Annotated in this window: 11 protein-coding genes; 6 read left to right on the top strand and 5 right to left on the bottom strand. The window is 68.4% G+C overall.

Annotation, left to right across the window (positions count from 1 at the left end; genetic code table 11):
• On the bottom strand, positions 1–2,217 hold a 2,217-nt coding region (locus ABIS05_RS03590; protein ID WP_348012738.1), incomplete at its 3' end, for a glycoside hydrolase family 3 C-terminal domain-containing protein.
• A gap of 127 nt (positions 2,218–2,344) precedes the next feature.
• Positions 2,345–2,743, bottom strand: coding sequence for a VOC family protein (locus ABIS05_RS03585; RefSeq protein ID WP_348012737.1), 399 nt, complete (start codon positions 2,741–2,743; stop codon positions 2,345–2,347).
• A 178-nt stretch (positions 2,744–2,921) separates the two neighbouring features.
• Here ABIS05_RS03585 and ABIS05_RS03580 point away from each other — a divergent pair, with 178 nt between their 5' ends.
• Complete coding sequence (locus tag ABIS05_RS03580) at positions 2,922–4,832, top strand: PAS domain-containing protein (RefSeq protein ID WP_348012736.1); 1,911 nt, start codon at positions 2,922–2,924, stop codon at positions 4,830–4,832.
• Positions 4,829–6,268 carry an ATP-binding protein gene (locus tag ABIS05_RS03575; protein ID WP_348012735.1) on the top strand — a complete coding sequence of 480 codons (1,440 nt, stop codon included), beginning with the start codon at positions 4,829–4,831 and terminating at the stop codon, positions 6,266–6,268. Before ABIS05_RS03580 ends, ABIS05_RS03575 begins: the two co-directional genes overlap by 4 nt.
• A gap of 42 nt (positions 6,269–6,310) precedes the next feature.
• Here the strand turns inward: ABIS05_RS03575 and ABIS05_RS03570 are convergent, their stop codons facing one another.
• On the bottom strand, positions 6,311–7,741 hold the full coding sequence (locus ABIS05_RS03570) for an FAD-linked oxidase C-terminal domain-containing protein (protein WP_348012734.1): 1,431 nt from the start codon (positions 7,739–7,741) through the stop codon (positions 6,311–6,313).
• Positions 7,742–7,829: 88 nt separating this feature from the next.
• On the opposite strand from ABIS05_RS03570, the gene ABIS05_RS03565 reads away from it, so the two are divergent.
• Genes ABIS05_RS03565 through ABIS05_RS03550 form a run of 4 tightly spaced genes read left to right on the top strand, consistent with a single transcriptional unit; the run spans position 7,830 to position 11,135 of the window.
• Positions 7,830–8,054: a hypothetical protein gene (locus ABIS05_RS03565; protein WP_348012733.1), complete on the top strand. Its 225-nt coding sequence runs from the start codon at positions 7,830–7,832 to the stop codon at positions 8,052–8,054.
• A 46-nt stretch (positions 8,055–8,100) separates the two neighbouring features.
• The gene (locus ABIS05_RS03560) at positions 8,101–10,029 is read left to right on the top strand and encodes a methyl-accepting chemotaxis protein (RefSeq protein WP_348012732.1); all 1,929 of its coding nucleotides are present in this window, start codon (positions 8,101–8,103) and stop codon (positions 10,027–10,029) included.
• A gap of 49 nt (positions 10,030–10,078) precedes the next feature.
• Entirely contained in the window at positions 10,079–10,663 is a 585-nt protein-coding gene (locus tag ABIS05_RS03555) for a cob(I)yrinic acid a,c-diamide adenosyltransferase (protein WP_348012731.1), read from the top strand.
• Positions 10,664–10,712: 49 nt separating this feature from the next.
• Positions 10,713–11,135 carry a GFA family protein gene (locus ABIS05_RS03550; RefSeq protein WP_348012730.1) on the top strand — a complete coding sequence of 141 codons (423 nt, stop codon included), beginning with the start codon at positions 10,713–10,715 and terminating at the stop codon, positions 11,133–11,135.
• A gap of 13 nt (positions 11,136–11,148) precedes the next feature.
• Here ABIS05_RS03550 and ABIS05_RS03545 read toward each other — a convergent pair whose 3' ends face one another.
• Both ABIS05_RS03545 and ABIS05_RS03540 read right to left on the bottom strand, forming a co-directional pair.
• The gene (locus ABIS05_RS03545; protein WP_348012729.1) at positions 11,149–11,454 is read right to left on the bottom strand and encodes a hypothetical protein; all 306 of its coding nucleotides are present in this window, start codon (positions 11,452–11,454) and stop codon (positions 11,149–11,151) included.
• Entirely contained in the window at positions 11,451–11,831 is a 381-nt protein-coding gene (locus tag ABIS05_RS03540; RefSeq protein ID WP_348012728.1) for a phage holin family protein, read from the bottom strand. Before ABIS05_RS03540 ends, ABIS05_RS03545 begins: the two co-directional genes overlap by 4 nt.
• Positions 11,832–11,838: the final 7 nt, after the last annotated feature.

Raw genomic sequence — 11,838 nt, 5'->3', positions numbered from 1 at the left:
CACCGGCTTGCTGAAGAAGCGGTAGGTGCGGCCGGCCATGCGGTAGTCGTCGAAGGGCGGCAGGTCGGCCGCGCTGCGGTAGAAGGTCACCGGCAGGCGGCCGGCGGGGTTGGCCACGCCGGCCAGCACCTGGGCGACGGCCTGCCCGCCCCCCTCGCCCGGGTACCAGGCCTGCAGCACGGCGGCGGCGTGCTCCCTGGCCCAGGACAGGTCGATGGCGCTGCCGCTGAGGTTCACGACGATGACGGGCTTGCCGAGGGCGGCCACAGCCTGCAGGTAGGCGCGCTGGTCGGCCGGCAGGTCGAGCCCGGTGCGGTCACCGCCCGTGAAGCCGTCGATCTTGACGGGCATCTCCTCGCCTTCGAGGTCGGATGTCAGGCCCACGACGGCCACCACCACGTCAGCCGCCTTCGCGCCGGCACGCAGGTCCGCCAGCGGCTGGCGTGACACGCGTTTCCAGATCATGCCGGGCGGGGCGCCGGCGCTCGACTCGGTCTCGAACTGCAGCGCGTATTTCTCGCCCTTCTTCAGGTCCACCTGCGTCAGCGCCACGGGCTCGGCCCAGCGCGTGGGGCGCCTGGCCAGGAGCACGTCGCGGCCGTTGACGCGCACATGCCCCTTGAGCCCGGCAATGCCGAGCCGGTAGCTGCCCGTCTGCGGCGCGACGAAGAAGCCGGTGAAGACCGCGCGCGTCACCTCGCCGGCTTCGGCGAAGTCGCGCGCCTTCGGTTCGGGCTGCGACACGACATGGCTGGCGAAGGGCATGGCCTGGAAGCGGCGCTTGCCGAACTCCTGGGGCGAGCCCGGTTCGAGGTTGAAGTAGCTGGCGCGCAGGCCGGGGCTGCCGTCCGGCGCGACGAGGGTGCTCGCGGGCACCGGGTCGCCGTCGGTGATCGACGGCCCGAACGGCACCAGGCTCACCTGCGCAGCACCGAACTGCTGGCTCAGGCCTTCGAACACCGTTTGCGTTGGCCCGGTCTGCGCCGACGAATAGTTGCCGCGCATCACGCGCCGCGCATCGGCCAGCGGGCCGACGACGGCAATGCGCGCTGCGGCCTGCAACGGCAGCGCGCCGTCGTTCTTCAGCAGCACCAGGCTCTCCACGGCGGCGCGCAGCGCCAGCGCGCGGTGCTCGGGCGAGTTGATCGCCTCGCCCTTCGGGAAGCTGCGTTCCGGCAGGCCGGGCAGGTCGCCGTTGCGCACCCGCGCCGAGAACAGGCGCACCAGCGCCGTGTCGATGTCGGCCTCGCGGAGGTAGCCGCGCTGCAGCGCCTGCTTGTAGGGCTCGCCCAGGCCCGGCGTGTGCGACAGGGTCGCCCCGTTGCACTCGTTGTCCATGCCGGCCTTCAGCGCCGCCGCAGCCCCGGCGGCGGCGTTGGCCGCGTACTTGTGGCGGGCGCTGATGTCGACGACGGCATCACAGTCCGACACCACGTAGCCGCTGAACTTCCAGTCTTCGCGCAGCGTCTTCACCAGCAGGCTCTGGCTGGCGCAGGCCGGCTCGCCGTTGACGCGGTTGTAGGCGCACATGATCGACCCCGCCTGGGCGTCCACCATGGCGGCGCGGAAGGCCGGCAGATAGGTGTCCTCCAGGTCCTGCGCCGACACCCACACGTCCACCGTGTGGCGGGTGGACTCCGGCCCGCTGTGCACGGCGAAGTGCTTGGGGCTGGCGATCACCCGCGGCCGCACCGGGTCCGGCCCCTGCATGCCGCGCACGAAGGCCTTGGCCAGCGTGCCGGTCAGGAAGGGGTCCTCGCCATAGGTCTCCTGGCCACGGCCCCAGCGCGGGTCGCGGAAGATGTTGATGTTGGGCGACCAGGTGTCCAGCGCGCCGCCGATGCGGTTGGGGTTGGGCTGGTGGCGCCCCAGCGCGTAGACGGCCTGCACCTCGGTGCTGATGCCGGCGGCCACGTCCTGGATCAGCGCGTCGTTGAAGGTGGCGGCCAGGCCGACGGGCTGGGGGAAGTTGGTCGTGGCGCCCGGCCCGAAGGCGCCGTGCAGCGACTCCGTCCACCAGTTGTAGGCGGGGATGCCCAGCCGGGGGATGGCCGGCGCGCCGTTGAGCAGCTGCTCGACCTTTTCGTCCAGCGTCAGCTTGGCGACGATCTGGCGGGCCCGGGCGTCGGCCTCCGTCTGCGGGGACGCCGGCGCAGCGGCGGCAAGGCCGGCGAATGCGACGCCCCAGGCGAGGCAGGTGGCGGAAAGGATCTTCAAGCGCGTCTCCTGTTTGGTTGGTGTTCACATTGTGTGATAGCGCAACCATTTTCGGAAGAGGCGTTTGAAATTCAGTGGTCAGGCGGGCTCGCCGCAGTGAAGTCAGCCCAAGCCCGCGTGGCCGCGTTCAGGCCGCCCCGACGCGATGGATGGCGCAGAGCTTGTTGCCGTCCGGGTCGCGCACATAGGACAGATGCATCGGCCCCAGGGAGCCGTCGCGCAGGCCGGGCGGCTCTTCGATCGACGCGCCGCCATGCGCCACCGCCACGTCGTGGAAGGCCTTCACCTGCTCGGCCGATTCGCACTTGAAGCCGATGGTGCCGCCATTGGCATGGCATGCCGGCTCGCCGTTGATGGGCTGGCTGATGCCGAAGGCGTTGCCTGCGTGGCGGTAGAACACCCGCTGGTGGCCCGACGCCGCCGGGTTGCGGAAGCCCTCCGGCGCGCCGAGCACGGCGAGCACCGCGTCGTAGAAGCGCTTGCTGCGCTCGATGTCGTTGGTACCGACCATGATGTGGTTGAACATGGGATTTCTCTCCTCAAGAAGAACCGAAAGCGCCGGATTGTGGTGAATCGCTGGCGGCTGCGCACGTCGGCCGAGCAAAGGGCCTCACAAGCCATTTGCCTTGCTCGGGGATGCTTTGATGCATTCGCCTTCGCCGTGTGGCCTTGATCTCTTGCCGCTCGGCCCGCACGCGAGACGCTTGCGCATCACAGGCTCGAAACCGGACACGATGTCGTCGGCCGTGCGGAATCCGCGTCTTGCTGACGTTTTCTTGGCGCCTTCGCAGCGCGCCGTGTGTTCCGGTTTGGGCCGAACACGCCAAAATCCGCTCGAACCGACGCCCAGTCGGCGCCGCATCGCTTGCGTTGCATTGAACCTGCGCGCCGCTGGCGCCGGTCCCGCCAACTTCGAAGCCATGACCATGCGAAGCCAGCCCATCCCCGCCGCACTACCGATCCATGCCGTCCCGGTGGTCGAGCAGCTGCCGGTGGGCATCTTTCGCATGGACGCGGCAGGCCGCTTCATCTTCGTGAATCAGGCCTTCTGCCAATGCAAGGCCATGCAGGCGGAGCAGATCCTGGGCTGCACCGCCGCGGAAATCGCCCACCGCGAGGCGGGCAACCCCGCCTCGATGTGGCCTGCGGAAACCGCAGCGTTGGCGGGGATCCATCATTCGTTGATCATGCAGACTGGCCGGCGGTTCGAGCGGGAAGAAACCTTGGCCAGCAGCGCTGGCAAGGCGGCCCAGTGCTTTCAGGTGATCCACTCGGCGGTGCTCGGGCCGGACGCCACGACCGTCGGCAGCCAGGGCGTCCTGTTCGACATCAGCCAGCGCAAGCAGACCGAGGAGATCCTGGCCCGCGAACGTGAACTGCTCGGCGCGCTGCTGGACAACTCGCCCGATCACATCTATTTCAAGGACCTCGAGTCCCGATTCATCAGGTCCAGCGCCAACCAGGCCCGGCAGTTCGGCATGACGTCTGCCGACGGGCTGATCGGTAAAACGGATTTCGATGTCTTCTCCGAAGAGCATGCCCGCCCTGCGTTCGAGGACGAGCAGGAAATCATCCGCACCGGCGCGCCGATGATCGGCAGGGTCGAGAAGGAAACCTGGATCGACGGGCGGCCGGATTCCTGGGGCCTGACGACGAAGATGCCGCTGCGCGACTCCGATGGCAAGATCATCGGAACCTTCGGCATCACCAAGGATATTTCCGAGCTGAAGGCGGCGGAGCTGGAGATCGCCACCGTCCACAAGCAGCTGATCGAGGCCTCGCGCCTGGCCGGCATGGCCGAGATCGCGACGAACGTGCTGCACAACGTTGGCAACGTGCTCAACAGCGTCAATATCTCGGCGGGCATGGTCGGCGACCGGCTGCACAACTCCAAGCTCAAGGGCCTTGAACGCGCCATCGCGTTGATGGACGAGCACGCCGCCGATCTGGGCAACTACCTGACACAGGACCCGCGCGGCAAGCTGCTGCCCACTTATCTGCGCGAGCTGACCCCGGCATTGCGCGCCGAACAGGTGGCGATGGCCGAGGAACTCGCGGCCCTCGTGAAGAGCGTTGACCACATCAAGGAAGTGATCGCCACACAGCAGTCGTATGCCGGTGCGCCGCGCATGGTGGAGCCGGTCGACGTCAACGAGTTGCTGGAGGACGCGCTGCGCATGAATGCCGGGGCGTTGACCCGGCACAAGGTCGAGGTCGTGAAGACGCTGGCCGAACTGCCCCCGCTGATGCTCGACCGCCACCGCATGCTGCAGATCCTGGTGAACCTGATCAGCAATGCGAAACAGGCGCTGAACAGCCTGCAGGACCGGGGCCCCTGCATCCGGCTGAACGCGGCGCTGGCCGGAGACGCGCCTGCGCTCGTCTTGCGCATCGACGTGTCCGACAACGGCGAAGGCATCGAAACACAAAACCTGACGCGGGTCTTCTCCCACGGTTTCACGACGCGGCGCAACGGCCACGGGTTCGGCCTGCACAGCTGCGTGCTGGCCGCGCAGGAAATGGGCGGCACCCTGCGCGTGCACAGCGACGGTGTCGACCAGGGCGCGACATTCACCCTCGACATTCCGATCAACGCCCCGGAAGGCCAACGATGAACACCGCCACGAACCGGCGCATCCTGCTCGTCGACGACATGCCGGCGATCCATGAGGATTTCCGCAAGATCCTCATGCCCGCCACGTCGCGAGACGACGAGCTTGACGCGGTCGAGGCGGCGCTGTTCGGCGACGAGCCGAAGGCCGCGGCCCTGAGGTTCGAGATCGACTCTGCCTACCAAGGCCAGGAAGGGCTCGCCAAGGTGGAGGCTTCGTTGCTCGCCGGCCAGCCCTATGCGATGGCGTTCGTCGACATGCGCATGCCGCCCGGATGGGACGGCGTGGAGACGATCGAGCGCTTGTGGCAGGTCGACGCTCGTCTGCAAGTAGTGATCTGCACCGCCTTCACCGACCACTCGTGGGACGACGTGCTGACGCGCCTGGAAGCGCGCGACCGGCTGCTGATCCTGAAGAAGCCGTTTGACGCGATCGAGGTGCACCAACTCGCCAGCACCTTGACGGCCAAGTGGCAGACGACGCAGGACGCGACGGCCCAGCTCAATGCACTTGAGGAAGCGGTGCGCGAACGCACCCATGAGATCACCCGGGCGATGCAGACGCTGCAGGCGGAGATCGGCGAACGCAAGCACCTGCAGGGGCAGCTGGTGCAGTCCGAAAAGCTCGCGTCGATCGGCCAGCTCGCCGCCGGGGTCGCGCACGAGATCAACAACCCCATCGGCTACATCTTTTCGAACTTCGGCACGCTCGAAGGCTACCTGGGCAAGCTGTTCGAGATGCTGACGGCCTACGAACAGGCTGAGCCGGGCGTGAACCCTCCGGACGTGGCCCACCGGCTGCGCGGCCTGCGAGAGGAGGTTGAGCTGGAGTTCCTGAAGGAGGACATCCCGGAGCTGATGCGCGAGTCCAAGCAGGGCATTGAGCGGGTTCGGCAGATCGTGCAGGATTTGAAGGACTTCTCGCACGTCGATTCGGCCCAGGATTTCCAATGGGCCAACCTGCACCGCGGCATCGATTCAACGCTCAACATCGTCGCCGCCGAGATCAAGTACAAGGCCGATGTCGTCAAAGAGTACGGCGACATTCCCGACATCGAGTGCCTGCCGTCGCAGCTCAACCAGGTCGTGATGAACCTGGTGGTCAACGCGGCCCACGCGATGGGTGATGCACGCGGGCGCATCGTCATCCGCACGGGCACCAGCACGGGTACGGCAGGCGAGCAGGTTTGGCTGGAGGTAGCCGACAACGGTTCAGGCATTCCGCCCGACACGCTGGCGCGCATCTTCGAGCCCTTCTTTACGACCAAGCCGGTCGGCAAGGGCACCGGCCTCGGGCTTTCCCTCTCTTACGGCATCGTGCAGAAGCACCACGGCCGCATCGAAGTGGACAGCCTGCCCGGCCAAGGCACCACCTTCCGCGTGACCTTGCCGATTCATCGCCCGGCGGAGGATGGCGCGGCGGTGCAGCCTTCCGCCTGAGTTCCGTCTAAGGGGCGACGTCGCTGGGTGCGGCGCAGTTGTTCAGGCGCGATCCGGCACCGGCGATGGTGCAAATATCTTCCCAGGATTGAGGATCCCCTGCGGATCCAGCGCCGCCTTCACGGCCCGCATCAGCGCCACGGCCTCCTCGCCCGTCTCGTCGACCAGAAACCCCTGCTTGTGCAGCCCGATCCCGTGCTCGCCCGTGCAGGTGCCCTCAAGCAGCAGAGCCCGCGCCACCATCTGCGCGCTCAGGCGCTCGGCGGTGGCCAGCTCCGCCGGGTCGACGGGGTCGAGCAGATAGGCCATGTGGAAGTTGCCGTCGCCCACGTGGCCGACGATGAAGTAGGGCAGGCCGGCGGCTTCGACCTCGGCAATGCTGGCGTTGATGTTCTCGGCCAGGCGCGAGATGGGCACGCAGGTGTCGGTCGTCACCGCGCGGCAGCCGGGGCGCATCTGCAGGCCGGACAGGTAGGCGTGGTGCCGCGCCGTCCACAGCCGCGTGCGGGCCTCGGGCGTGGTGGCCCATTCGAAGGCCTCGCCGCCGAAGTCCGCGGCAACGTCCTGCACGGTCGCCGCCTGCTCGGCCACGCCGGCGTCGCTGCCGTGGAACTCCATCAGCAGCATGGGCGCTTCCTTCAGGCCCAGCTTGTCGTGCAGGTTGACGGCCTTGATGGCGTTCGCGTCCAGCAGTTCGCAGCGGGCGATGGGCACACCGATCTGGATGATCTGCATCGCCGTGCGCACGGCCGCGTCGATGCTGGGGAAGAAGCACACCGCCGCCGACACGGCCTCGGGCAGTGGGTGCACCTTGACGGTCAGCTCGGTGATGACGCCCAGCGTGCCTTCGCTGCCGATGAGCAGGCGCGTCAGGTCGTAGCCGGCGCTGCTCTTCCTGGCGCGCGAGCCGGTGCGCACGACCTCGCCGTTGGCCGCCACAAAGCGCAGCGCCAGCACGTTCTCGCGCATCGTGCCGTAGCGCACCGCGTTCGTGCCGCTGGCGCGCGTGGCGGCCATGCCGCCCAGGCTGGCGTCGGCGCCGGGGTCGATGGGAAAGAACAGGCCCTCGTGCTTGAGCGCCTCGTTCAGCGCCTTGCGCGTGACGCCGGGCTGCACGGTCACGGTCAGGTCTTCGGCGTCGATGCGCAGGATCTTGTTCATGCGCGACACGTCCAGGCTGATGCCGCCTTGCACCGCGAGCAGGTGGCCTTCCAGCGACGAGCCGGCGCCGTAGGGAATGACGGGCACGCGATGCTCGGCGCACAAGGCCACCACGCGCGCCACCTCGGCTTCATCTTCAGCAAACACGACGGCCTGCGGCGGCGGCACCACGAAGACGGATTCATCGCGGCCATGCTGCTCGCGCACGGCCAGCGCGGTGGAGCAGCGCTCGGCGAAGGCGGTGCGCAGCGCTTCCAGCAAAGCGGCCGGCAAAGGCGGGGCGGGGGAGAAATGATGTTCAGGCGCGTTCATGGGCAGCTCCACGGGCGATGGCAAGATTGTGTTGCACCCCCGGCGGCTCAGTGCCAGCATCACGCCACCGCCAAACCGGGAGACCTGCATGGACCCCACCCTGACCTGGCTGCTGTTGATCGCCGCCATCGTCCTCATCGTCGTTGGCGCCACGCGCTTCGACCTGTTGGCCGCGCGCTGGCGCGACGCCTTCGGCGAGCCGCCGCCACACGACGCCCCGCCGGCGCCCCGTTGGACTCCGGCGCAAGGCTTAAAACATCACGAAGCGCCCGTGCAAAAGCCCGCCTTTCACCGCAGCGGCCGCCGTCACTGAACTAACGTCCCGGTCCCTCGCAAACGAAAGAGATTTCTTGAGCCCGATGACCTCCCTGACCATCAGCCGCAAGCTCATGCTGCTGACGCTGCTCGTGCTGGTGGCCATCAGCATTCCATCGGCCTTCCAGGTGCGCCAGGCACATCAGTTGGCGCAGGCCGCGCAGAGTGAGCTGGACGGCCTGGGTCCGGCGCGCCAACTCGTACGGCTGACACAGCTGACGCAGCAGCACCGTGGCCTGTCGGCGGCGCTGCTGGGCGGCAACGACTCGGTGCAGGCCGCTCGCGAGGCCAAGAACAGCGAGGTCGCCAAGCAGTTCAGCGACGTGGACGGCATGCTGAAGACAGCCGCCGCCACCGACGCGATGCGCAGCAGCTGGCAGGACGCCCAGCAGCGCTGGCAGGCACTGTCGGCCCAGGTCGGCGCCAAGGGCCTGAAGGCGGCAGAAAGCAGCACCCTGCATGCCCAGCTCATCACCGTGTACTTCAAGCTGCTGGATCAGCTCGTCGACCAGTCCGGCCTCATCCTCGACCCCGAGGCCGACACCTACTTCCTCATCAGCGCCACGCTGGCCCGCCTGCCCATGGCGACCGAGGCGCTGGGCCAGACCCGCGCCCGCGGCGCCGGCTTCCTCGCCGAGGGCAAGATCGGCCCCGAGGGCCGCACGCTGCTCGCCGGCCTCGTGCAGCAGGCCGCCGACCAGCACCAGGGCATGGGTACCGCCTTCGACAAGAGCTTTGCCGTCAACGCCGCGCTCAAGGCCCGGCTGGGCAGCAAGATCACCGCCCTGGACGAGCAGGTCAAAGCCTCCCTGGCTCTGACGCGCGACGAGCTCATCGCCAAGGAGGCGCTGGCCTTCGCCGCGCCCGACTACATCGCCAGTTACACGCGCACCATCGACGCGATGTACGTCGTCGCCGGGGATGCGATGACGGCACTGGACGAACTGCTCACCGACCGCGTCACGCATCTGCGCCGCACCAGCTGGATCGTCGTCGGCCTGCTGGCCGGCATGCTGGTCGCCGTCTTCCTGTTCACGCGCGCCTTGTCGCGCAGCATCACCGTACCGCTGCAGCACGCGGCGGGGCTGGCCGAGCAGATCGCCGCGCGCGACCTCAGCGGCAACGTCGTCGTGCGCGCCCACGACGAGATCGGCCAACTCACCACCGCGCTGCTGGCCATGCGTGACAGCCTGTGCGGCGTCATCAGCGAGGTGCGCAGCAATGCCGGCGAGGTGGCGCAGTCCTCGCAGGAGCTGGCCTCGGGCAACCGCGACCTGTCCCAGCGCACCGAGCAGCAGGCCTCGGCGCTCGAAGAAACCGCCAGCTCGATGGAGGAGCTGACCGCCACCGTGCGCAGCAACGCCGATCAGGCCGGCGACGCCAGCGGCCTCGCCCAGCGCGCCTGCACGGTCGCCATCTCGGGCGGAGAAGCCGTGGAGAAGGTGGTGGCCACCATGGGTGCCATCGAGGCCAGCAGCCGGCGCATCGCCGAGATCATCTCGGTCATCGACGGCATCGCCTTCCAGACCAACATCCTCGCGCTCAACGCGGCGGTGGAGGCTGCGCGAGCCGGCGAGCAGGGCCGTGGCTTCGCCGTCGTCGCCTCCGAGGTGCGCGCGCTGGCCGGCCGCTCGGCCGAGGCGGCCAAGCAGATCAAGCAGCTCATTGCCGAGAGCGTCGGCCAGGTCGAGAGCGGCGCCCACCTCGTGCAAGGGGCCGGCGCGACGATGCGCGAGACGGTGGACGCCATCCGCTCGCTGGCCGAACTGGTCAGCAGCATCAGCCGCGCCTCCAGCGAGCAGAGCGGCGGCATCGGCCAGATCAGCGAAGCCGTCTCGCACATGGACCAGCTCACCCAGCAGAATGCCGCCCTCGTCGAAGAAACCGCCGCGGCCGGCATGACCCTGCAGGAGCAGGCCGAGAAGCTGGCCGGCCTGGTCAACACCTTCCGCATGCCTCCCACCCAACGCTGAGTGGAGTCAGGCAGGATGGCGGGTCCAGCCACCACCCGCACCCTCCACCATGGGCAACCGCCTCTCCCAGATCGCCACCCGCACGGGTGACGACGGCACCACCGGCCTCAGCGACGGCAGCCGCGTGCCCAAGACCCACCTGCGCGTGCAGGCCATGGGCGACGTCGACGAGCTGAACTCCAACCTCGGCGTGCTGCTGGCCGAGCCGCTGCCCGACGACATCCGCGAGCTGCTCATCACCATCCAGCACGAGCTGTTCAACCTCGGCGGTGAACTCTCCTGGCCCGGCGGCACGCTGCTGAAGGACGCCGCCGTGCTGCGCCTGGACGAAGCGCTAGAGCACTACAACGCCAACCTGCCACGGCTGAAGGAATTCATCCTGCCTGCCGGCACGCGCAGCGCGGCGATTGCCCATGTGTGCCGCACCGTGGCCCGCCGCGCCGAGCGCGTCGTCATCACGCTGGCCGCCTCGGAGCCCGAGGCCATCCGCGCCGCGCCGCGCCAGTACCTGAACCGGCTGTCCGACCTGCTCTTCGTGCTGTCCCGCGTGCTGAACCGCGCGAACCTGGATGGGCTGGGGGGCGATGATGTGTATTGGCAGAGCGAGCGCATGAAGCGGCTGGACGCCGAATGATCGAGTTGCCGATTTGCAGCGTTCAGCGATTTCCACACTCGGAGAACCCATGAAAATCACCGGCCAGTGCCACTGCGGCGCCATCCGTTTCACGGCGACGGCCAGCCCTGACAAGGTGGCTGTCTGCCACTGCGCCGACTGCCAGATCATGTCGGGAGGGCCCTTCCGCGCGGTGCTGCCGGTGCCGGTCGATCAGGTCGAGCTGCAGGGTTCGCCCAAGCAGTATGTGAAGGTGGCCGCCAGCGGCAACCGGCGTGCGCAAGCCTTTTGCGGCGACTGCGGCACACAGCTGTTTGCCACGGAGGCGGACGAGCCCAAGACCTTGAACTTCCGCCTGGGTTGCGTGAACGAACGTGCTCAGCTCAACCCGGTGTTGCAGATCTGGCGCGACTCGGCCATGCCTTGGCTGACAGAGCTGGACGGCCTGCCCGCCCACACACGCGGCCGGGACAGCCCGCTCGCATCGAGCTGAACAGCGAACCGTTCTAGCGCCTGCGCGCGCCCCAGACGCGCCAAGCCAGCCAGGCCCAGCGCAGCCCGCGCCACAGCTGGCCGCGCTTCTTATGCCCCGCTGCGGCAAAAAAGGCCGCGCCACTGCCGGCCGCCGCCAGCACCATGGGATCGGACAGCCAGTCGCGCACGACGAGCACGCGCCGCATCCAACCGTCGGCACGATCGCCGAGATCGCCCACATCGCGCTGCGCCTGGCCGCGCAGCAGCTCGGAGGCCAGCAGCAGGTTGGCCTTGCGCTCGGCGCGCAGCCTCGGGTCGTGCGGGATGCGCGGGATCATGGCCGCCCGCGCAGCGCGTCTGCGTCCTCGCGCAGTTCGGTGATGCTGGACTGGAACAGTGTCGACGGCTGCGCCACCAGGCCCTTGACCTTGAGCACCGCAAAGACGGCCGCCGCGATCAGCACGACGGTGCCGCCACCGAGCGCCAGCAAGCGGTAGCTGTCCCACAACGCCACGGTGACGAGCACCACCAGCATCAGCAAGCCAAAGCCCGCCAGCAGCGCGGCCAGCACGGCCCACAGCAGCAGGCCGGCGATGCGGTCCTTCTCTTCCTGCACCTCGATGGCCAGCAGCTCAAGCCGGATGCGGCCCAGCGTCAACAGCGACGTGCCGAGCCGCCGCAGCGGCCCGGAGACGGGTTCTTTCGCGTCAGTCAAATGACTC

Source organism: Roseateles sp., assembly GCF_039929605.1.
Taxonomy (GTDB): domain Bacteria; phylum Pseudomonadota; class Gammaproteobacteria; order Burkholderiales; family Burkholderiaceae_C; genus Pelomonas.
This window is presented reverse-complemented; position numbering and strand designations above follow the sequence as displayed.